The sequence below is a fragment of the Streptomyces sp. ITFR-16 genome (assembly GCF_031844705.1).
Lineage (GTDB): Bacteria > Actinomycetota > Actinomycetes > Streptomycetales > Streptomycetaceae > Streptomyces.
This window is the reverse complement of sequence record NZ_CP134609.1, coordinates 938,155-959,741: the sequence shown is the minus strand read 5'-3', so window position 1 is coordinate 959,741 and position 21,587 is coordinate 938,155. Positions and strand designations below refer to the sequence as shown.

Below are 21,587 nucleotides of genomic sequence, written 5' to 3'. Positions count from 1 at the left end.
GCTCCGTACGCGTCAGTTGCCGGAGCCGTTCTTCTCGAGAATGTCCTGGTACCAGGCGCGCAGCCTCTCGCCGCCGCTGTTCTTCCAGGTGTTCACGGCGTCGTCGATGTCGCCGACCTTCTTGCGGCCGCGCCTGATGTCCTTCTGCAGGTCGTCGAACGGCGTGTACAGGGAGGCGTACCGCTGCGGCTCGACGACCTGCATGCCGAAGAAGAGGGGCTTCCTGATGTGCGGGGCCTGCCGTGCCATCCAGGCCGCGTAGTCCTTGGCCAGCTGCGGCTGGTCCGGGTAGGCGATGGAGGTGGGCGGCGAGGCCAGGAACAGGAAGGTGGAGGGCTGCGCCTCCTCGACACCCTGCGGGGTGTACGTCGGGGCCCCGTCCTTGATCGTGTAGTGGGTGCCCTTCACACCGTAGTTGGTCAGCATGAACTCCTCGGTGCCGTACGGCGCCGCCGCGTAGTCGGCGATGGCGAGGAACTCCTCGATCCGGGCCCTGGAGAGCTTCTTGCTGAGGAAGGTGAAGATGCCCGCCGGGTCGTCCTGCCACAGCAGTGGGTCGCCGCCGTCGTGGCTGAAGAAGTCGAGCGCCTGCATGTCGAACTTCGGGTTGGCGGCGGCCTGTTCGGTGACCATGCCCTTCCAGCCACCGGTGCCGTCGTTGTACATCATCACGTGACCGCTGGTGAAGCGGATCTTGGAGTCGGCGTCCTTGTTGGCCTCGGCGTCCGGGTGGACGTATCCGCCGTCGTGGAGCTTGCGGGCGAAGGCGAGCGCCTCGCGGTATTCCTTGGTCTCGATCTTGTGGACGAGCCTGCCGTTCTCCAGCTGCCAGTAGTGCGGCGCGTCCGGCAGCAGCCCGTAGATCTTCTGGACGCAGGTCCACAGGTCGTCGAAGGCCCATACCTTCTTCCGCGCGTCCGTGTACTCCTTGCCGAACGCCAGCAGGTCGTCGGCACTGGCGGGCACGGCGCCGGAGCCGATCAGGTCCTTGCGGTAGAAGATCGCGTTGCCGATGACCGGCGTCGGCATGGGCAGGCCGCGCAGCCTGCCGCCGAAGACGGAGTACTGCCAGGCGCCGGTGGGGATGTTCGCCAGGTTGGGGTACTTCCTGACGGCGTCGCCCGCCAGGAACGGCGACAGATCCGCGAACTTGGCGGTGATCGCGTTGCGGATCTGCCCCTGCATGTTCCAGCCGGGGATGGTCATGACGTCCGGGATGTCCGAACCGGCCAGCACCGCACCGATCTTGTCCTGGTACGTGTTGCCGTCCTGCGGGTCGAAGTTCAGCGTGGCGCCCACGGCCTTGTTCACGGCCGTGTAGTACGCGTTGTTCTTCTTCGGGACCGTGCCCCACAGCGGCGTCATCACCCGGAACGCCGAGCCCTTGCCCGGGACCGACTTCACCGAGACGACCAGCGGGTCCGGCAGCTTCGTGAAGCCGGGGCTCGAACCGTTGACGCTCGCGACATCCGGCTCGACCAGGTTGAGCGGGGCGTAACCCGGCACGACCTTCTTGAGCGCCTTGCCCGTCGTGGTGCCCTCCTTGGTCCCGGAACCGGAGCCGGAGCCGCCGCACGCGGCGAGCAGCGGCACCCCGCCGGCCACGGCGACGGCCGCGAACGCGCCCGTGGCGAGGAAGCCTCTCCGGCTCGGAGCCATGGAGGAGGGGGAGGAATTCGGCGTCATTGCGTCAACCCTTCGAGGCGCACCAGGACGACACGTGGCGGGCGACCGCCGTTCGGTTCCTGTGTCTGAGGTGGAGCGTTGCTGGCTGAGCCGGTGTCACCGGCCCCAGGTGAAGCGGTTCAACAGGGAGGCGGCAGAGGGTGTCGCCGTCCCGGGAGATCAAGGGCGCCGGGCGCCCCATCGAAACCCTCTCGAAGCTCCGTCGAAGCGCTTCGATGTTGCAGCGAGGTTAAGTGAAGGGTCTCGGCCGCACAAGAGTCCGTTTCCAGATTCCTCCGACCTGTTCCTCCGTCGCTTGCTGACTCAACGAGGGCGCCCAGGCCGGAGAGGCCGAGGACGAGCCCTTGACATGCACGGGGTCGGCCACGGAGCATCGAAGCGCTTCGAAAGATCTTCCGCGGCCCCGCCCGAGCCCTCACGGGGCTCCGGCACCGGAAGACCTCCCACCTCTCCAAGGGGACCCGCACGTGACGGAACAACCGCAGCCCTTCCGCGACCCGCGGCTGCCCTTCGCCAAGCGCATCGACGACCTGCTCCAGCGGCTCACCCGCGACGAACGCATCGCGATGCTGCACCAGTTCGCGCCGGCGGTCGACCGGCTCGGGCTCGGCCCCTTCCGGACCGGCCAGGAAGCGCTGCACGGCGTCGCCTGGATGGGCCCGGCCACGGTCTTCCCGCAGGCGGTGGGGCTGGGAGCGACCTGGAACGACGAGCTGGTGCGCCGGGTCGGCGAGGCCGTCGGCAACGAGGTCCGCGCCAAGCGGCGCGAGGACGACCGCGTCGGGCTCAACGTCTGGGCCCCGACCGTGAATCTGCTGCGCAACCCGCTGTGGGGGCGCGGCGAGGAGGGGTACTCCGAGGACCCCGCGCTGACCTCCGCCGTCGCGGTCGCCTACACCCGGGGTCTGCGCGGCGACCATCCGCTCTACTGGCGGACCGCCCCGGTGCTCAAGCACTGGCTCGCCCACAACAACGAGACCGACCGCGACACCACCTCCTCCTCGGTCCGCCCCAGGGTCCTGCACGAGTACGACCTCAGGGCCTTCCGCGACGCCGTGCGCGCCGGAGCGGTGGCCGGCGTCATGCCCGCGTACAACCTGGTCAACGGCCGCCCCAACCATGTCTCGCCGCTGCTCGCCCGGCAGTTGCGCACCTGGACCGACCGCTCCCTGGTCGTCTGCTCCGACGCCGGCGCCCCGTCCAACCTCGTCGACTCCGAGCACTACTTCGACACCCACGAGGAGGCGACGGCCGCCGCCCTGCGCGCCGGCGTCGACAGCTTCACCGACCACGGCCAGGACCCCACCGTCATGACCGGCCGCATCGAGGGCGCCCTGGAACGCGGACTGCTCGACGACCACGACATCGAAACGGCCGTCCGCCGACTGCTCGGACTGCGCTTCTCGCTGGGCGAGTTCGACCCGGAACTCGCCCCGTACGCGGGCACTGCCGCCTTCGACACCGAGGACCACCGGGCCCTCGCCCTGGAGGCCGCCGAGCAGGCCGTGGTGCTCCTCAAGAACGACGGGCTGCTGCCGCTGGACCCGGCGGCCGGCGAGACCGTCGCCGTCGTCGGGCTGCTCGCGGACGCCTGCAAACTCGACTGGTACAGCGGCACCCTGATCCACCGCTCGACCCCGCTCGACGGACTGCGCGAACGCCTCGGCGCCGACCGCGTCGTCTTCGCCGAGGGTGCCGACCTGGTCCGCCTCAAGTGCGCGGACGGCTGGCTGCGGGTGCCGGAGGCGGAGGCAGGCCGGGAGGAGGCGCGCGGCGCGCAAGGCGCCCTCGACCCGGCGCTGCTCGCCGGACGCACCGACCTGCCCCCGCTGACCTGCGGCGACACCCCCACAGAGCTGGCGCTCGTGGACTGGGGCAACGGCGTGATCACCCTGCGGGAGCCGGCGGGCCGCTATCTCTCCGTCGCCGAGGACGGCTATGTACGCGCCTCCGCGAACGAGCCGGGCGGCTGGATCGTCCAGGAGACCTTCCGGTGGGAGGCGGTGGAAGGACATGCCGGCGGTCACCGCCTTCTGCACAGGGGAACGGGTGGGTATGTCTCTGTCGCCGCCGACGGCGTAAAGGTTGCCGCCCCCGGCGGGGAGAATTCCGGACCCGCCGCGGCGGCCGTCTTCGAGATCGAGGTGGCCGAGCGCGGCGAGGACGCCGTGGCCCGCGCCGCCGCCGGGGCCGGCACCGTGATCGTGGTGGCCGGGAACGACGCCCACATCAACGGCCGCGAGACCGAGGACCGCACCACCCTCGGCCTCCCCGCCCAGCAGGAACGCCTCTGGCGCGCCGCCCACGCCGCCAACCCGCGCACCGTCCTGGCGGTCACCTCCGCCTACCCGTACGCCCTCACCGACGCGGCGGCCACCCTGCCCGCCCTGCTGTGGACGGCCCACGGCGGACAGGCCGCCGGGACCGCGCTCGCCCGCGTCCTGACCGGCGACGTCTCCCCGGCCGGCCGCCTCCCGCAGACCTGGTACGCCTCCGACGCGGAACTGCCCGGCCTGCTGGACTACGACATCATCGGCTCCCGGCAGACCTACCTCTACTACGAGGGCACTGCGCTCTACCCGTTCGGCCACGGCCTCTCGTACAGCTCGTTCGCCTACGGCCCGCTCACCGCGGACCTCGACGGCGCCCTGCTGCGGGCGTCGCTGACCGTCACCAACACCGGCGCCGTCGCCGCCGACGAGGTCGCCCAGCTCTACGTACGGGCGGTGGCGCCCTCCGTCGTCCGGCCGCTGCGCCAGCTGGCCGGACACCGCAGGCTGCGCCTGGCCCCCGGCGCGTCGGAGCGGGTCGTCTTCACCCTGCCCGTCACCGAGCTGGGCCACTGGGACGTGGCGTACGGCCGCTGGACCGTCGAGCCGGGCGCGTACGAGATCCAGGCGGGCGCCTCCAGCGCGGACATCCGGGCCGTCACCGTCGTCACCGTCGGGGGCGAACCGGCCGGGCCGCGGCCTGTCCTGGCCCGGGGGCTGGCGGCGGCCGACTACGACGAGCAGCTGGGCACCGAGATCGTCGACCGGACCAAGGCGGACGGCGACGCGGTCACCGCCGTGGCCGAGCGCAACGAACTCCTCTACCGCCGGTGCGACTTCACCGGCCCGGTGCGCGAGGTCCAGGTGTCGGCGGCGGGAGAGGGGGCCGTGCTGATCACCGTCGGCGGCGCCACGCTCACCGTCCCGGTCGCCGCCACCGAAGGGCCCTACGACTACCGCACCGTGCCGGCCGCGCTGAGCGCCGATGGCGTCGGCGACCTGCGGATCACCCTGCGCGGCACCGTCCGCCTGGCCGGGCTGGCCTTCACGGGGGACGGCGCGTGAACCGTCACCCTCTTCCCTTCCCCCGAATCGCCCCCGGCAAGGAGTCCGCATGAAGTTCACCGACGGCTTCTGGCTGATGCGCGAGGGCGTCCGCGCCTCCTACGCCACCGAACTCCGCGATCTGCGCGTCGACGCCGACCGGTTCACCGCCTACGCGGCGGTCAAGCACGTCGCCGCCCGGGGCGACACCCTCAACACCCCGCTCCTCACGGTCGAGTGCTTCTCCCCGGCCGAGGGCGTCATCGGCGTCCGCACCACGCATCACGCCGGAAAGGTCCGGCGCGGCCCCGACTTCGGCCTCCCCGGACTCGACCCCGCGGCCTCCGGGGCCCGCACCCGGCAGGACGGGTCCGTCACCGAACTCACCAGCGGACCGCTGACGCTGCGCACGGACGGCGAAGGGCCCTGGGGCCTGGTCTTCCTCGACGCGGACGGCCGGCGCCTCACGGGCGCCGACACCAAGGGCACCGCCTTCGCCACCACCGCCGACGGCGCGCACCACATGGTCGCCCAACTCGCCCTGGACGTGGGCGAGAACGTCTACGGGCTCGGCGAGCGCTTCACCCCGTACGTCAAGAACGGCCAGACCGTCGACATCTGGCAGGCGGACGGCGGCACGAGCAGCGAACAGGCCTACAAGAACATCCCGTTCTACCTCTCCTCGCGCGGCTACGGCGTCTTCGTCAACCACCCCGGCAGGGTCTCCTTCGAGATCGGCTCGGAGTCGGTCGGCCAGGTGCAGTTCAGCGTCGAGGACCAGTCGCTGGAGTACTACGTCGTCGCGGGACCCACCCCCAAGGAGGTGCTGGCCCGCTACACCGCGCTAACCGGCCGCCCGGCCCTGCCCCCGGCCTGGTCCTTCGGCCTCTGGCTGACCACGTCCTTCTGTACCTCCTACGACGAGGCGACCGTCACCTCCTTCGTGGACGGCATGGCGGAACGCGAGATCCCGCTCTCCGTCTTCCACTTCGACTGCTTCTGGATGCGCGAGTACCAGTGGTCGGACTTCCTCTGGGACCCCGAGGTCTTCCCCGATCCGGAGGGCATGCTGGCCCGGCTCAAGGAGCGCGGGCTGCGGATCAGCATGTGGATCAACCCCTACATCGCCCAGAAGTCCTCGCTCTTCGCGGAGGGCGCCGAACACGGCTATCTGGTGCGCGGACCGGGCGGCGACATCTGGCAGTGGGACCTGTGGCAGCCCGGCATGGCCCTGGTCGACTTCACCAACCCGGCGGCGCGCGACTGGTACACCGGCAAGCTCCGCGCCCTGCTCGACCAGGGCGTCGACTGCTTCAAGACGGACTTCGGCGAGCGCATCCCCACCGACGCCGTCTGGCACGACGGCTCCGACCCCGAGCGGATGCACAACTACTACGCACAGATCTACAACCGCACGGTCTTCGAACTCCTGGAGAAGGAACGCGGTCACGGCGAGGCGGTCCTGTTCGCCCGCTCGGCGACCGCCGGCGGCCAGCAGTTCCCCGTGCACTGGGGCGGCGACTGCTTCGCCTCCTTCACCGCGATGGCCGAGTCGCTGCGCGGCGGCCTCTCCCTGTCGCTGTCCGGTTTCGGCTTCTGGAGCCATGACATCGGCGGCTTCGAGGGCACCCCGGACCCGGCGGTCTTCAAGCGCTGGCTCGCCTTCGGCCTGATGTCCTCGCACAGCCGGCTGCACGGCAACGTCTCCTACCGGGTGCCGTGGGCGTTCGGCGAGGAGGCGGTGGACGTCGCCCGGAAGTTCACCCTGCTCAAGCACCGGCTGATGCCGTATCTGTACGGGGCCGCCGCCACCGCCCACCGCACGGGCGTCCCGGTCATGCGGCCGATGCTGCTGGAGTTCCCGGGCGATCCGACGACCCGGACGCTGGACCGGCAGTACATGCTCGGCCCCGATCTGCTGGTCGCGCCCGTCTTCACCGAGGACGGGCAGGTCGAGTACTACGTCCCCGAGGGCACCTGGACCGTCCTGCTCACCGGCGAGCCGGTCACCGGACCGGTCTGGCGCCACGAGACCCACGGCTTCGACAGCCTGCCGGTCCTGGTCCGCCCCGGTGCGGTGCTCCCCTGGGGCGCCGACGGCCGGCGCCCCGACAGCGACTGGCTGGACGGGCTCACCCTGCGCGCCTTCGGCCCGGCGCCGGCCGATGGGGACACGACGGTCACGGTGCCGGACCTGACCGGCGCGACCGCCGCCACGTTCCGGGTGGTCCGGGACGGGGACGCGCTCACCGTCACCGCCGAGGGCACGGACCGCCCCTACCGTGTGGTCGCGGAGGCCACCGGAGCGGTGGGGGAGGGGACGGGCACGGTGACGGTGCGCGGCGCCTGAGCGCCGGGCCGCGCACCGGACCGGGGACTCAGCGGACCGCGGCGGCCAGCGCGCGGTCGGCGGCGCCCCGCGAGCCGTGCCACAGCGTCGTCACCGGCTCCCACACCCGGATCCCGCGCTCCATGCCCACCGAGGCCGCGCCGAAGGTGACCCCGTAGTGGGCGGGGTCCGCCGCCACCGAGAGGCTGCGCACCACATGCCCCTGGGTGCTCCCGCGTGCCGCCGTGCGCACGGCGGCGTACCCGCGCTCGCCCGGCGAGAGCACGTAGGGGCCGCTCGTGGCGGGCGGCACGGGCCCGGCCGAGCCGTCCAGGCCCCGGAAGGTGATGCTGGGGATGCGGTCCACGGCGCAGGTGCGCGCGCCCCGGTTGGTGACGGTGATCCGGGCCGCGTTGTGCTGCCCGCCGGGGGATGCGGAGATCCGCAGGGCCTTCTCCTGGCAGGCGCCCGGGCGGGCCGCCGGTGCGGTGGCCGAGGCCCCGGTGGCCGTCAGGGCCACGGCGGCCGCCGCGGTGACGGCGGCGGTGAGAGCTGAGCACAGACGCATGATGGTTCTCCCCTGGATCGACGGGCCGGCGGAGCGGCTGCCTGTGGTCGTGACCGGAGGGTCCCGAGGGCCGGTACGACCGACACGCACATTCTGAACGGTATCCCCGCAAGATGGCGATAGATCGGACATATCGGTTCAGTATCTGCCGCCCGCTGCCGGGTCCCCCGCTACCGGGCCCGCACCGTGGCCATCACCTCGCGGTCCGGCTGAAGGGTCAGCGTCGGCACCGGGCCGATCGCACCCGGGTCCACGTCCAGGTCGAACCGGCGCGCGATCACCGCCAGGATCAGCACCGCCTCCACCATGGCGAACCGGGTGCCCAGGCAGGCCCGGGGGCCGCCGCCGAACGGGAACCACGCGTACTGCGCGATCTCCTCGCCCGCCTCCGCGTCCCAGCGCTCCGGGCGGAACGCCTCCGGCTCGGGGAACCACCGCGCGTCCCGGTGCGTGGCCCACTGGCTGCTCCACACCCGGGTGCCCTTCGCCATCGGCACCCCGCCGATCCGCGCCCCCTCCTTCGCGACCCCGGTGACCAGCCAGATCGTCGGATACAGCCGCAGCGTCTCCTTGATGACCGCCTGGGTGTACGTGAGCCGCGCGAAGTCGTCGAATCCGGGCTCACGGCCGCCGATGACCCGGTCCAGCTCCTCGGTGAGCGCGGCCCGCGCCCCGGGGTTGCGGGAGAGCAGGTACCAGGCCCACACCAGCGTCGAGCTGGTCGTCTCGTGGCCGCCGATGTACAGCGTGACCGCCTCGTCGCGGATCTCCCGGTCCGTGAGGTGCGCCCCGGTCTCGTCGACGGCGGTGAGCAGCCGGCTGAGCAGGTCCGGGCGCTCGTCCCCGCCGTCGCGGTGCCGCGCGACGACCCGCCCCACCTCGGCGTCGATGACGGCGGCGGCCTTCTTGATCCTGGCCCGCCCCGGTGTGGGCACCCAGTCCGGCAGCAGCGCGCCGATCCCCGCGAACTCCTTGCCTATCTCGGTCTGCGCCACGTCCATGGCCCGGCCCATCGCCTCGCTGTCGGCGGGGGTATCGACGCCGAAGATGGTCCGGACGGCGATCTTCTGGGTGAGGGCGGACATCTCCCGCTTGACGTCGACGCGTTCGCCGCCCGCCCAGGTGTCCGCGAGCTCCACCGCGCCGGCCGCCATGGTCGACGCGTACGACCGCACCTGCTTGGGCCGTACGGACGGCTGGACGAGCGAGCGCTTGCGGCGCCAGTCGGCCCCGCGTGCCACGACGACCCCGTTGCCCATCACGGTGCGGAAGGCGATGCCCAGGGCCGGCTGGTCGAAGCTGCGTTCCGTCTCGGCGAGGAGTTCGCCGATGCACTCCGGGTCGGCGACGAACACGCAGGGGTGGGGTCCGAACCGCCAGCGGACCATGTCGCCGCAGCCGCGCAGCCGCTCGAAGAAGGCGAGGGGATCCTTGGCGAACTGGGGCAGGTTCCCGAGCAGGGGCAGCCCCCTGGGGCCCGGGACGATCCTGTGGCCGCGCGGCTCGGCATCGACGGCCGCACCGGTCTCCATGGGCATGAAGGGCCTCCGCTCTGGCTGTCCGGCCGACGGGTCGATCGTCACCGGCCTTGTGGCGTACGTGAGTTGACGAGACTAGCCGGGACATGACATCCGTATGGCCTTAGGTATTTGCCTAAGAGGTGTAGGTAAATGCATAATGGGTGATGTCGAACAAGGAGAAGGCAATGGTGCGTGCGGGGCTGACCGCGGAACGCTTGACCCGGGCCGGGGCGGAGCTGGCCGACGAGGTCGGGTTCGAGCAGGTGACGGTATCGGCGCTCGCCCGGCGGTTCGACGTGAAAGTCGCCAGCCTGTACGCGCACCTGAAGAACTCCCACGACCTCAGGACCCGGATCGCCCTGCTCGCCCTGGAGGAACTCGCCGACCGGGGCGCCGCCGCTCTGGCGGGCCGGGCCGGCAAGGACGCCCTGACCGCCTTCGCGGACGTCTACCGCGACTACGCCCGCGAACACCCCGGCCGCTACGCCGCCGCCCAGTACCGGCTCGACCCCGAGGCGGCCGCCGCCAGTGCCGGCGGGCGGCACGCGCGGATGACCCGGGCGATCCTGCGGGGCTACGACCTGACCGAACCGGACCAGACACACGCCGTCCGGCTGCTGGGCAGCGTCTTCCACGGCTACGTCAGCCTGGAGGCGCAGGGCGGCTTCAGCCACAGTGCCCCCGACTCCCAGGTGTCCTGGGAACGGGTCCTGGACGCCCTCGACGCCCTTCTGCGGAACTGGCCCGCGCCCTGACCGGGCGCCTCACCGATTCAGCCGTACCGACGTACCGACCCCCGGCAGGCAGAGACATGAGCATCACCGAGCCCCTCCCGATCACCACACCCGTCACGGCGGACCTCCTGCGCGGCGCGCTCGACCTGGAGCGCACCGAGGCCGGGCTCCTCCCGCACCGGCTGCCCGCGTGGGCCCGCGCCCAGTGCGCCGACGGCCGGCTCGCGATGGCGGAGGCCCAGCCCTCCGGCGTACGGCTGGCCTTCCGCACCCGGGCCACCGCGATCGAACTGGACGCCCTGCGCACCAGGACCGCCTACCGGGACGCCCCGCCGCGCCCGGAGGGGGTGTACGACCTGCTCGTGGACGGCACGCTCGCCGGGCAGGCCGCGGTGGGCGGCGGCCATGTCCTGATGGTCGACATGACGACCGGGGCGACGGAGTTCCTTCCCGGACCGGTGGGGACCGTACGGTTCGCCGGGCTGGACGGGGACGAGAAGGACGTGGAGATCTGGCTGCCGTACAACGAGCGGACCGAACTCGTCGCCCTGCGCACCGACGCCCCCGTCACCCCCGCGCCGGACCGCGGCCGCAAGGTGTGGCTGCACCACGGGAGTTCGATCAGCCACGGCTCCGACGCCGCGAGCCCGACCGCCACCTGGCCCGCCCGGGCCTCGCTGCTCGGCGGTGCGGAGCTGGTCAGCCTCGGATTCGGCGGCAGCGCCCTGCTCGACCCGTTCACCGCCCGCGCGATGCGCGACACCCCCGCCGACCTCATCAGCGTGAAGATCGGCATCAACCTCGTCAACATGGACCTGATGCGGCTGCGCGCCTTCACCCCGGCGGTGCACGGCTTTCTCGACACTATCCGCGAGGGCCACCCCGAGACCCCGCTCCTGGTCGTCTCGCCCGTGCTGTGCCCCATCCACGAGGACACGCCGGGACCCAGCGCCCCCGACCTCAGCGGGCTCGCCGAGGGCCGCATCCGCTTCATCGCGGCGGGCGACCCGGCGGAACGCGCCGCGGGCAAGCTGACGCTCCACGTCATCCGGGACGAACTGGCCCGTGTGGTGGAGCAGCGGTCGGCCGACGACCCGCATCTGCACTACCTCGACGGCAGGGAGCTCTACGGCGAGGCGGACTTCGCCGAACTCCCCCTGCCCGACGGGCTCCACCCGGACGCTGCCACGCATCTGCGCATGGGCGAACGGTTCGCCGCCCTGGCCTTCGGCGCGGGCGGTCCGCTGGCCACCGCGTAAACGGCTTTCGGTACGCGGCGCGGCCGGGAGAGGATCCGGTCATGGACAACGATCCGCTGATGGCCCGGGCCCGCCGGCTGTGGGAGTCGCTGGCCGGGGTGCCGGTCTCGTTCGCCCCGTCCGGCGGCCCGGTGGTGGTCACGGCCCCCGCGTCCGCCCTGGCCCCGCCGTCCTGGGTGGGCACGGTGCTGCTGGGCGACGCGGCCCTGGTCACCGCGCCCACGGAGGAGGTGGCGCACGGGGTGCGCCGCGCGCTGCGTGGTCTGCCGGCACACGCCCTGACCGAACCCGGCGCGGTGGCCGGGGTGCTGCCGGTCGCCGAGGTGCTGGGGCCGGCCGCGCTCGCCTATCTGGCCCCCGCGGCCTTCCGGCCGTACGAGCCCCCGCAGACCGCCGTCGCCACCCTGCCCGCCGGCCACGCGGATCTGCTGCGGCTGCTCGCCGCGGTGAGCGAGGAGGACGCGGGAGAGTGCGGGCTCGACGAGATCACCTCCCCGGCCTTCGTCGTACGGGAGGGGGCGGGCGTGGTCGCGGCGGCCGGGTACCGGGACTGGCCGGGGGAGGCCGCGCATCTGTGCGTCCTGACCGCACCGCACGCCCGGGGCCGTGGTCTGGCGCGGGCGGTGGCCTCCGCCGCGACCGCGCACGCCCTCGCGGCCGGCCGGCTGCCCCAGTGGCGGGCGCGGCCCGAGGCGTCGCGACGGGTGGCACGGGCCCTCGGCTACCGGGAACTGGGCAGCCAGCTGAGCGTGTTGCCGGGAGCGGCCTCCTGAGCGAGGAGGCCGGGGTGCCGCGCGGGCCCGGCGCAGGCACGGGCCCGCGCGGCACTGCCGTCAGACGCCCGGCGGGACCCGGGACGGGCGGCCCCGGCCGCGCGTCAGGGAGTAGCCGAACACGGCCGCGAGCGCGCCCAGCACTCCGCCGCCCACCGTCCACAGCCAGCGGTCGGTCCACCAGCCCGACGACCAGCCGTCCGCCGGCTCCCCGGCGAGGGGAACCGGGGACGCCGAGGCGTCGTCGGCGGTCTGCTCGGCCCCGGACACACCGGGCACCAGCGGCTTCGAGAGGCTGCCGTCGACATCGGCGGAGCCGCCTTGGCCGGCCGAGGTGACCCGCACCTCGGTCCGCACCGGCAGACCGAGGTCGGCGGAGGGCAGGTCCACGACCGTGAGCCGGACGTAATAGCTGCCCGGCAGCGGGTCGTTGGCCCAGGGCTCGGCCACGGCCCGTACGGTCCGCAGCACACAGGTCAGCTCCACCGAGGCGGCGTCGGCCGCCGCCCTGCCGGTCTGCTTGCCGTACATGCAGGCCTGGCGGCGGCGCAGCCCGTCGTACACATCGACCTGCCAGGTCGACGCGCCGTGCCGGGTGGCGCTTTCGGGCAGGGTGACCTGGGCGGTGACCGTGGCCCGCTGCCCGGCGTCGGCCGGGAAGACCCAGTACAGGTAGTCGCCGGTGGAGGCCCCGGCGGTGGCGGTCTCGTCCTGCTGGAGCGCCGTGGCGGTACGGAAGGCGGTGCCGGCCTCCGTGGGGCCGGAGCCGTCACCGGAGGCGGCAGGGCTCGGGCTCGCCGACGGACCGTCGGCGACGGCGGCCCCCGCCCCGGTCAGCAGGGTGAGACCGGTCAGCAGCGCACCCGCGAGCACGCGTCGTGTACGGGACATCAGCTGGTCCTCCAGACAGCGATACGCCAGCGTGAGATCCAGCCGGTCAGCAGGCCCGCGACCAGGCCCGTGAGGACCAGGACGCCCAGCAGCCACCAGCCGCGGCCGAGACCGAACGCGGCGACGTCTGCGGCCTCGTCGGGGGCGTCCACCAGGTCGACGGTCAGCTCGACCGGCATACCGGGCGCGGTCTTCACCGACGCCGGGGCGGAGAAGGAGTTGCTGACCTGGAGACAGACGGTCTCGGCGGCCGGCTTGGTGTCGCCGCCGGTGTCCTCCTCGGCCTTCGGATAGCGCAGCCCGGACGAGATCGCGTCGGTGCGCCCGGTGCCGGACTCGGAGCCTCTGACGATCTCCCGGCCGTGGGTGGTCACCGCCCGCAGCAGCATCCCGTAGTCGTTGTTGACGGCACGGTCGGCGAACACGCTGACCGAGGCGCGCAGTTCCTGGCCGGGGAGCACGTCGACCTTGTACCAGCGGTGCTCGGCGAACTTCTCGCGGTCGGTGTAGAGGCCCGGGGTGAGCTGCGGGGCGTCGGCGCAGCTGGCGGTGCCCTTCGTGGCGACCGGGGTGACGACGGGCTCCGCCGCGCGGTCCACCAACTGCTGCACACGGCCGGAGAGTTCATCGGTGTGCTGGACGGCGGTGTATGTGCCGCCGGTGGCTTCGGCGATGCAGGTCAGCTGCCGGCGGATCTTCGCGTTCGGCACCAGGCCGAGGGTGTCGATGACCAGGTGGATGCCGCGCGCCGCGATGTCGCGGGCGACCTCGCACGGGTCGAGCGGGCCGCAGGTGTCCTCGCCGTCGCTGATCAGCACGATCCGGCGGGTGGAGTCGCCGCCCTCCAGATCGTCGGCGGCGCCCAGCAGCGCCGGTCCGATCGGGGTCCAGCCGGTGGGGGCCAGGGTGGCGACGGCGGTCTTGGCCTCGGTGCGGTCCAGCGGGCCGACCGGATAGAGCTGCTTGGTGTCCTTGCAGCCCACCTTGCGGTCGTCGCCCGGGTAGTCGGCGCCGAGGGTGCGGATGCCCAGCTGCACCTGCTCGGGCACCGCGTCCAGTACCTCGTTGAACGCCTGCTTCGCCGCGGTCATCCGGGACTGGCCGTCGATGTCGCGGGTCCGCATGGAGCCACTGACGTCGAGCACCAGCTCGACCTTGGGGGAGCCCTGGGCGGGGGGTTCGTCGGCGGCGGCGGGAAGGGCCGAGCCGAGCCCGGCGGCCAGGGTGGCGAGCAGGATGCCCACCCCGGCCGTCAGCCTTCTTCTTATGATCATCGCCGGATAGTAGTGAACATCAGTTCGCTATCCAAAACGGCGGTTGACCGCCGCACGCGCGGGTGCCCGGCGTGCGGCGGGACATGACGGCCGGTCAGCCGGTGCGGTCCGCTCCCAGCAGGGGCCCGGCCGCCCGATCCAGTACGGAACCGACCCGCTCCCAGGTCGTCAGATCCCGTGCGACCGCCTCCAGTCGCAGGTCCTCGCCGGTGTCCCAGCCGGACGCGACGGCGACCGGGTCCTCACCCGTGGCCGCCGCCGCCGCGAGTGCCGCGGCCCCCAGGGCGACCAGTTCGCCGCTGGCCGGCACGGTGACCGGCCGGCCGGAGAGCCGGCGCACGGTCTCCACCCACATCCGCCCCTGGGCGCCCCCGCCGATCAGCCGCAGCGGCCGGTCCGCCACCTCGGGGTCGGCCGGGTCGAGCCCGCAGGCCCGCAGCAGTTCGTCCAGCGCGCGCAGCACGGTGACGACCGCGCCCTCGTAGGCGGCGCCCAGGAGCTGACGCGGCGTGGTGTCGTGCCGCAGCCCGGTGAGGAGGCCGGCGGCGGTGGGCAGATCCGGGGTGCGCTCGCCGTCCAGATAGGGGAGCAGGACGGCCTCGCCGCCGGGGGCCGCGTCCTCGCGGTCCAGGCCGAGCAGTTCGGCGACCTTGTCCACGGCGAGCGTGCAGTTGAGGGTGCAGGCCAGCGGGAGGTACGTACCGTCGGCGGCGGCGAAGCCGGAGAGCGCGGGCGAGGCGGGCCGGGTCCGGGAGGCGGCGAAGACCGTGCCCGAGGTGCCCAGGCTCAGGACCGGGTGGTCGAGCAGTCCGGCGCCGCCGAGTCCGAGCCCGACGGCGGCGCTCATGTTGTCACCGGTGCCCGCCGCGACGGCGATCCCGGCGGGCAGCCCCAGCGCCTCGGCCGCGGTGTCCGTCAGCGAACCCGCCCGCGCGCCGCCGCCGGCCGCCACCTCCGGCAGCAGCGCCGGGTCGATGGACAGGAGGGCGAGCAGTCCGGGGTCGTAGGCGCCGGTCGCGGTGGAGTACCAGCAGGTCCCCGAGGCGTCTCCGGGGTCGGTGACCGCCCGGCCGGCGAGGCGCTCGGTGAGGAAGTCGTGGGGGAGGCGGATCGCGGCGGCCGCCGCGGCGGTCTGCGGCTCGTTCTCCCGCAGCCACTGCCACTTCGCGGCGGTCATGGCGGCCACCGGCACCGATCCGGTGCGCGCGGTCCAGGCGTCGGGCCCGCCGAGCGCGGCGGTGAGGGCGGCGGCCTGCGGGGCCGAGCGGGTGTCGTTCCACAGGAGGGCCGGGCGCAGCGGGCGGCCCGCCGCGTCGAGGACGACCAGCCCGTGCTGCTGTCCGGCGACGGCGATCCCCGCGATGTCCGAGGCCGCGACGCCGGACTCCTTGAGCCCCGCGGCGACCGCGTCGCGCAGCGCCTGCCACCAGATCTCGGGGTCCGTCTCGCGGGCCCCGCCCTCGCCGGTGACCACGTGCGGGGCGCGGCCGACGGCGAGCAGCCGGCCGGTGGCGGTGTCGACGAAGGCCGCCTTGGTGGACTGGGTGGAGCTGTCCACACCGATGACGACGGTATGCGGCGGCATGGCCGGCCTCTCTTCCTGACGTGCGGGTTCCCGGCTGCGGGGCGAGTGCGGCACGGAGCATTTGATCGTACGCAAAACAAATTACGTGATCGCACCCGTGCGGAACAGGGGTCGCTCCGGTTTTCCGTCACAGGGGGGTTACGTCGCCGGGGTGGCCCGTGCATGATTAGTCATGACAGTGAACAAATTGAGGTTCGGCCGCCCGGCCGGCAACGGACCCACGGCACCGAAGGCGGCAGCACGATGACGGAACGCTTCACCCCCACCCCCCAGGACAGGTTCACCTTCGGCCTCTGGACCGTGGGCTGGCAGGGCCGCGACCCCTTCGGCGACGCGACCCGGGACGCGATCGACCCGGTCGACTCCGTCCAGCGCCTCGCGGAGCTGGGGGCGTACGGGGTGACCTTCCACGACGACGACCTGATCCCGTTCGGCTCGACGGACGCCGAGCGCGAAGGGATCGTCAAGCGATTCCGGCAGTCGCTGGACGCGGCCGGTCTCGTGGTCCCCATGGCCACGACGAACCTCTTCACGCACCCCGTCTTCAAGGACGGCGCGTTCACCGCCAACGACCGCGACGTCCGCCGCTACGCCCTGCGCAAGACCCTGCGCAACATCGACCTCGCCGTCGAGCTCGGCGCCACCACCTACGTCGCCTGGGGCGGCCGGGAGGGCTCCGAGTCGGGCGCCGCCAAGGACATCCGGGTCGCGCTCGACCGGATGAAGGAGGCCTTCGACCTGCTGGGCGACTACGTCACCGAGCAGGGCTACGACCTCAAGTTCGCCATCGAGCCCAAGCCGAACGAGCCGCGCGGTGACATCCTGCTGCCCACCGTCGGCCACGCCCTCGCCTTCATCGAGCGCCTGGAGCGCCCCGAGATGGTGGGCGTCAACCCCGAGGTCGGCCACGAGCAGATGGCCGGGCTGAACTTCGCGCACGGCATCGCACAGGCGCTGTGGGCGGGCAAGCTCTTCCACATCGACCTCAACGGCCAGTCCGGCATCAAGTACGACCAGGACCTCCGCTTCGGCGCCGGCGATCTGCGCCAGGCCTTCTGGCTCGTCGACCTGCTGGAGAACTCGGACTACGCGGGCCCGCGCCACTTCGACTTCAAGCCGCCGAGGACCGAGGACTACGACGGCGTCTGGGCCTCCGCGGCGGGCTGCATGCGCAACTACCTGATCCTCAAGGAGCGTGCCGCCGCCTTCCGCGCCGACCCGGCGGTCCAGGAGGCGCTGCGCGCGTCCCGGCTGGACGAGCTGGCGCAGCGCACCGCCGAGGACGGCGTCGCGGGGCTGCTGGCCGACCGCTCGGCCTTCGAGGAGTTCGACGTGACGGCGGCGGCGGAGCGCGGCATGGCGTTCGAGGCCCTGGACCAGCTGGCGATGGACCACCTGCTCGGAGTCCGCTGACCGGATGGCGGGTGAAGGGGGCGCACGCACGCGGCGCGTACGCCCCCTTCACCCGTCTCAGGCCGTGATCCGCCCCGCGTACGCCACCGGGTCGGCCAGCACGTCCGTCATCACCAGCGCCGCCGCTCCCCGGGCCGCGTCGCCCGCCACGGACGAGGCGCGCAGCCGGCCGCTGCCCCGGGTCCACAGCCCCGACACCACCCGGTCCGTCAGCTCCCGGTCGGCGGGCGGCGACAGCCACGGCATCAGGTTCCGGTAGATCCCGCCGAGCACCACCGCGTCCGGGTCCAGCAGATTCACGGCCCCCGACAGCACCCGGCCCAGCATCCGGCCGGCCTCCGCGACCGCCTCCACCGCCCGCTCGTCGCCCGCCCGCACGCGCTGTTCGAGCGCGGCGACCCCGGTCCCGCTGCCGGTCTCCTCGATCCCGGCGGCCCGCAGGAGCGCCGCCTGACCCGCGTACTGCTCCAGACAGCCGCGCGAGCCGCAGCGGCACCTCGGGCCCCGCGCGTCCACCACCACATGGCCGATCTCCCCGGCGAAGCCGTGCGCACCCCGCAGCAGCTCACCGTCGATGACCACGGCGCCGCCGACACCGATCTCACCGGTCAGATAGAGGAAGCTGCGGATCCGCTCCAGCCCGCCGAACCACAGCTCGGCCAGCGCGGCGAGATTCGCCTCGTTCTCCGAGCGCACCGCCAAAGCCGTGCCGCCGGGGCGCTCGGCGGCCAGCGAGGCCGCGAACAGCTCCTCGGCCGGGACCTGGTTCCAGCCCAGGTTCGGGGCCTGGCGCACCGCGCCGCCGGAGACCAGACCGGGCAGCGCCAGGGCCACACCGACCGGGAACAGCTCCTGCTCGCGCGCCGAGTCCAGGGTGCGTGCGGCGATCCGGGCGGCCCGCGCCAGCACCTCGCCGGGCGGCGCGCCCCGGTTGTCGAGATGCTCGGTGAGCCGGACCCGGCCGGTGCCGGCCAGATCCACGACGCACACCGACACATAGTCGATGTTGACCTCGACCCCGAGCCCGGCCGGCCCGGTGCGGGCCGTCTTGAGCGCCGTGCCGGGGCGGCCGGCCTGGCCGCTGAACGTCTTGCCCGACTCGGTGAGGAACCCGCTGTCGATCAGCTGCTCGACCAGCGAGGACACGGCCGCCCGGGTCAGTCCCACCCGCGCGGCGACCCCGGCCCGGGTGGCCTCGCCCTCGCCCTCGTCACGGACGGCCCGCAGCACGAGGCTGAGGTTGCTGCGCCGGACGGTGTCCTTGTCGGCCTTGGGCCCCAGCGGCGTGAGGTTGCTCTTCATATCGCTGGTGAGCCTATGCGATTCCGTACGCCCGTACGGGCGCGATGCGGGCGGACCGGGTGCCGGCCCGGCCGGGCCGGCACCCGGTCGGCTCAGGCGGTGGCGCCGCGCTCCTTGAACATGTCCGCCATGAGCGCGATCTCCGACCGCTGGCCCAGGACCATGCCCGCCGCCAGATTCCGGATCTCGTCGGTGCCCGCCGCGCCGGCGGCGGCCTGTGCCATCTCCGCGCCGGCCCGGTGATGCGCGGTCATCAGCTTCAGGAACAGCACCTCGGCGTCCTTGCCCTTCGCCGCCCGGAGCGCGTCGAGCTCGGCCCGGGTCGCCATGCCGGGCATCAGCGCGCCGTCACCGCGCGGCGTGACCGTGTGCCCCATCCACGCCATGGGCGGCCCGGGGGAGCTCTTCGCCCGGCCCCACATCTCCAGCCAGCCCAGCATCATGCCGCGCTGGTTGGCCTGGGTGTTGATGATGTCGTACGCGAGCCGGCGCACCGCCTCGTCGGAGGTGCGGTCCCGCACGATGAACGCCATCTCCACGGCCTGCTGGTGATGGACGGACATGTCGCGCGCGAAGCCCACGTCGGCCGAGGAGTCGGCCGGCGCGGAGGCCGACGTGCCGGCGGCGGCGGGCGCCGAGGACGAGGGGCGTACGAGCATCAGCGCGACCAGCCCGAGGGCCAGCAGCAGCACCGCCGCGCCCGCCACCACCATGGGGCGTGACGCACGCGCCGAGGACGTCACTTGGCGATCCCGCCCGTGCAGGCGGCGCCCGGCTCGGGGGTCTGCGGGCCCTGGACGTACTTGGTGAAGAACTGCGCCACGCGCGGGTCGGTCGCGCTCTTCACCGTCAGCTGCTTGCCCCAGGCGCTGAGGATCAGCGGCGCGGCCTGGTCCTCCACCGGGCTCATCAGGGAGTACGGCGTGGCCGAGACCCGCTCGGTGAGCTTCTTGACGTCGGCCGGCTTCGCCTTGCTGGTGTACGTGACCCAGACGGCGCCGTGCTCCAGGGAGTGCACGGCGTTCTCCTTCGGTATCGCCTTCGTGTAGACGTCGGCGTCGCAGTTCATCCACACCGGGTTGTGGTCGCCGCCGACCGGCGGGTTCATCGGGTAGTCGACCTTCTTGTCGACATGGTTCTGCGTGAGCTTGTCCCAGCTCTTCTCGCCCGTGACGGGAGAGACCTTCGCGGCGGTCTCGGCCTTGTCCTTCTTGTCGGCGGCGTTCATCAGATAGCCGCCGCCCACGACGAGGCCGGCCACGACGACCACGGCCGCGCCGATCGTGATGATCCGGCTGCGGCGCTCGCGGGCCCGCTCCTTGCGGCGGGCCTCCTCCAGCTTGGCGCGGCGGGCGGCGGCAGGGGTGTTCTGCTTCTTGGCGGAGGCCATGGTGGGTCCTTCGGTCCTTCGGTTCTGCACAACGGATGAGAGGGGGCGGGCGGGTGCTGGGCCCGGCCTAGATCCGTTGGACCTGAAGGCGCAGCCGGTCGACGTCGCCGACGGCTTCGTTGGACGGACCGCGAATGCCGGTGCCGCCCGTGAGGGGGGCGTACGCCGGAGCCGCGGCGGACGTGGAGGGGAGCGCGGCCGGGCCCGGCGGGGCGGGCAGCACGACCGGCGCCGAGTGCTCCGCCGTCCCGTGGCAGGAGCTGCCCAGGCCGTGGTCGCCCGGGGCGTCGATCATCACGAGCTGCACCGCCGGCGCGGGCGCCGCAGGAGCGGCCCGGACCGCGGCCGACGCGGCACGGCCGTGACCGGCGGAAGCGGGGTGCGCGGAGGTGAGCGAGCAGCACGAGAAGAGGGCCAGCAGGACGAACAGCCAGCCGAGCACCACCGGCGGGCGGGTGCCCCGCAGCCGGTCCGCGCCTTCGCTCAGCCTCTTCACCCGGGACATCGTACGGCGTGTGTGAATCTTCAATGAGTCAGGTGCGGGACTCGGGTACAGGACGGCGTGAACCTGTGGATCCCCGGGGAGGGGGTACGCGTTTCGGCCAGGCGGGATAGTGTGCCCCGGTGACAACGCACTCGAACGTATCTGCGGGCTGGTATCCGGATCCGCACGGCGCGCCCCAGCTGCTGCGCTACTGGGACGGTTCCCAGTGGACCGAGCACACCAACCCGGCCGGTGGTCAGCCGCAGGCTCCCGCCCAGCCGCAGGCCCCCGCGCAGGCGCCGGTGCCGCAGCAGCAGGCCGCTCCCCAGCAGCCCGCCGCGCAGCCGCACCCGCAGCCGGGGGTGCCGCCCCAGCAGCAGGGCGCCCCGGGCGGTGGCTCGCTCTTCAATCAGCAGGTCCTGGTGGTGAACCAGAAGGCCAAGCTGATCGAGGTGACGAACGAGTACAGCGTCTTCGACCAGCACGGCAACACCATCGGTTCGGTCGTCCAGGTCGGCCAGGGCGCCTTCCGCAAGGTGCTGCGGTTCCTCACCAGCATCGACCAGTACCTGACCCACCGTCTGGAGATCCGCGACGCCCACGGCCGGCCGCAGCTGCTGCTGACCCGTCCGGCGAAGTTCATCAAGTCCAAGGTCATCGTCCAGCGACCCGACGGGCAGCCGGTCGGCGAGATCGTCCAGCAGAACGCCATCGGCAAGATCAACTTCGCGATCATGGTCGACGGTCAGCAGATCGGCGCGATCAAGGCCGAGAACTGGCGCGCCTGGAACTTCGCCATCGTCGACCACAACGACGCCGAGATCGCCCGGATCACCAAGACCTGGGAAGGCCTCGCGAAGACGCTGTTCACCACGGCGGACAACTACGTCCTCCAGATCCACTACCAGCTGCCCGAGCCGCTGCTGAGCCTCGTGGTGGCGACGGCCCTGACCGTGGACACCGCCCTCAAGCAGGACGCCCGCGGCCTCGGCTGAGCCCGGCCCGTACGCAACCGCCCGCGTCCCTCGCACCCGCGAGGGGCGCGGGCGTCCGTCTGTCCGCGCC

General features: G+C 72.9%; 17 protein-coding genes. 7 read left to right on the top strand and 10 right to left on the bottom strand.

Going from position 1 to position 21,587, the window contains the following annotated elements:
• Nucleotides 1-12: 12 nt before the first annotated feature.
• Nucleotides 13-1,659 (bottom strand): extracellular solute-binding protein, encoded by a 1,647-nt coding sequence (locus tag RLT58_RS04410; RefSeq protein ID WP_311314410.1) that lies wholly within the window; start codon nucleotides 1,657-1,659, stop codon nucleotides 13-15.
• Between the two features lie 494 nt (nucleotides 1,660-2,153).
• Between RLT58_RS04410 and RLT58_RS04405 the strand changes: the two genes are divergently transcribed.
• Entirely contained in the window at nucleotides 2,154-5,021 is a 2,868-nt protein-coding gene (locus RLT58_RS04405; protein ID WP_311309061.1) for a glycoside hydrolase family 3 C-terminal domain-containing protein, read from the top strand.
• 49 nt (nucleotides 5,022-5,070) lie between these two features.
• Nucleotides 5,071-7,350, top strand: a complete 2,280-nt coding sequence (gene yicI / locus RLT58_RS04400; RefSeq protein WP_311309060.1) for an alpha-xylosidase — start codon at nucleotides 5,071-5,073, stop codon at nucleotides 7,348-7,350.
• 28 nt (nucleotides 7,351-7,378) lie between these two features.
• On the opposite strand, the gene RLT58_RS04395 is transcribed toward yicI, so the two are convergent.
• Both RLT58_RS04395 and RLT58_RS04390 read right to left on the bottom strand, forming a co-directional pair.
• A complete protein-coding gene (locus RLT58_RS04395) occupies nucleotides 7,379-7,897 on the bottom strand; it encodes a DUF4232 domain-containing protein (RefSeq protein WP_311309059.1) in 519 nt (172 codons plus the stop codon).
• A gap of 170 nt (nucleotides 7,898-8,067) precedes the next feature.
• Complete coding sequence (locus RLT58_RS04390; RefSeq protein WP_311309058.1) at nucleotides 8,068-9,435, bottom strand: cytochrome P450; 1,368 nt, start codon at nucleotides 9,433-9,435, stop codon at nucleotides 8,068-8,070.
• A gap of 167 nt (nucleotides 9,436-9,602) precedes the next feature.
• On the opposite strand from RLT58_RS04390, the gene RLT58_RS04385 reads away from it, so the two are divergent.
• The 3 genes from RLT58_RS04385 to RLT58_RS04375 are packed head-to-tail and all read left to right on the top strand — an operon-like array spanning nucleotide 9,603 to nucleotide 12,183.
• On the top strand, nucleotides 9,603-10,172 hold the full coding sequence (locus RLT58_RS04385; protein ID WP_311309057.1) for a TetR/AcrR family transcriptional regulator: 570 nt from the start codon (nucleotides 9,603-9,605) through the stop codon (nucleotides 10,170-10,172).
• A 56-nt stretch (nucleotides 10,173-10,228) separates the two neighbouring features.
• Nucleotides 10,229-11,410 (top strand): SGNH/GDSL hydrolase family protein, encoded by a 1,182-nt coding sequence (locus tag RLT58_RS04380; protein WP_311309056.1) that lies wholly within the window; start codon nucleotides 10,229-10,231, stop codon nucleotides 11,408-11,410.
• Nucleotides 11,411-11,451: 41 nt separating this feature from the next.
• Nucleotides 11,452-12,183, top strand: coding sequence for a GNAT family N-acetyltransferase (locus RLT58_RS04375; protein ID WP_311309055.1), 732 nt, complete (start codon nucleotides 11,452-11,454; stop codon nucleotides 12,181-12,183).
• Between the two features lie 60 nt (nucleotides 12,184-12,243).
• Here RLT58_RS04375 and RLT58_RS04370 read toward each other — a convergent pair whose 3' ends face one another.
• From RLT58_RS04370 to xylB, 3 genes are all read right to left on the bottom strand, one after another.
• Nucleotides 12,244-13,074: a hypothetical protein gene (locus RLT58_RS04370; protein ID WP_311309054.1), complete on the bottom strand. Its 831-nt coding sequence runs from the start codon at nucleotides 13,072-13,074 to the stop codon at nucleotides 12,244-12,246.
• On the bottom strand, nucleotides 13,074-14,348 hold the full coding sequence (locus RLT58_RS04365) for a VWA domain-containing protein (protein WP_311309053.1): 1,275 nt from the start codon (nucleotides 14,346-14,348) through the stop codon (nucleotides 13,074-13,076). Before RLT58_RS04365 ends, RLT58_RS04370 begins: the two co-directional genes overlap by 1 nt.
• Before the next feature lie 94 nt (nucleotides 14,349-14,442).
• A complete protein-coding gene (xylB, locus tag RLT58_RS04360) occupies nucleotides 14,443-15,933 on the bottom strand; it encodes a xylulokinase (RefSeq protein ID WP_311309052.1) in 1,491 nt (496 codons plus the stop codon).
• 243 nt (nucleotides 15,934-16,176) lie between these two features.
• On the opposite strand from xylB, the gene xylA reads away from it, so the two are divergent.
• Nucleotides 16,177-17,346, top strand: coding sequence for a xylose isomerase (xylA, locus tag RLT58_RS04355; protein WP_311309051.1), 1,170 nt, complete (start codon nucleotides 16,177-16,179; stop codon nucleotides 17,344-17,346).
• A gap of 57 nt (nucleotides 17,347-17,403) precedes the next feature.
• Here the strand turns inward: xylA and RLT58_RS04350 are convergent, their stop codons facing one another.
• The 4 genes from RLT58_RS04350 to RLT58_RS04335 all read right to left on the bottom strand — a co-directional run bounded on the left by RLT58_RS04350 (nucleotide 17,404) and on the right by RLT58_RS04335 (nucleotide 20,543).
• Nucleotides 17,404-18,648, bottom strand: a complete 1,245-nt coding sequence (locus RLT58_RS04350; RefSeq protein ID WP_311309050.1) for an ROK family protein — start codon at nucleotides 18,646-18,648, stop codon at nucleotides 17,404-17,406.
• Nucleotides 18,649-18,740: 92 nt separating this feature from the next.
• Complete coding sequence (locus RLT58_RS04345) at nucleotides 18,741-19,361, bottom strand: DUF305 domain-containing protein (RefSeq protein WP_399131823.1); 621 nt, start codon at nucleotides 19,359-19,361, stop codon at nucleotides 18,741-18,743.
• Nucleotides 19,362-19,387: 26 nt separating this feature from the next.
• Nucleotides 19,388-20,038, bottom strand: a complete 651-nt coding sequence (locus tag RLT58_RS04340; protein WP_311309048.1) for a thioredoxin-like domain-containing protein — start codon at nucleotides 20,036-20,038, stop codon at nucleotides 19,388-19,390.
• A 67-nt stretch (nucleotides 20,039-20,105) separates the two neighbouring features.
• Nucleotides 20,106-20,543 (bottom strand): hypothetical protein, encoded by a 438-nt coding sequence (locus tag RLT58_RS04335; protein WP_311309047.1) that lies wholly within the window; start codon nucleotides 20,541-20,543, stop codon nucleotides 20,106-20,108.
• A gap of 119 nt (nucleotides 20,544-20,662) precedes the next feature.
• Here RLT58_RS04335 and RLT58_RS04330 point away from each other — a divergent pair, with 119 nt between their 5' ends.
• Nucleotides 20,663-21,517, top strand: a complete 855-nt coding sequence (locus RLT58_RS04330) for an LURP-one-related family protein (RefSeq protein ID WP_311309046.1) — start codon at nucleotides 20,663-20,665, stop codon at nucleotides 21,515-21,517.
• Nucleotides 21,518-21,587 lie beyond the last annotated feature (70 nt).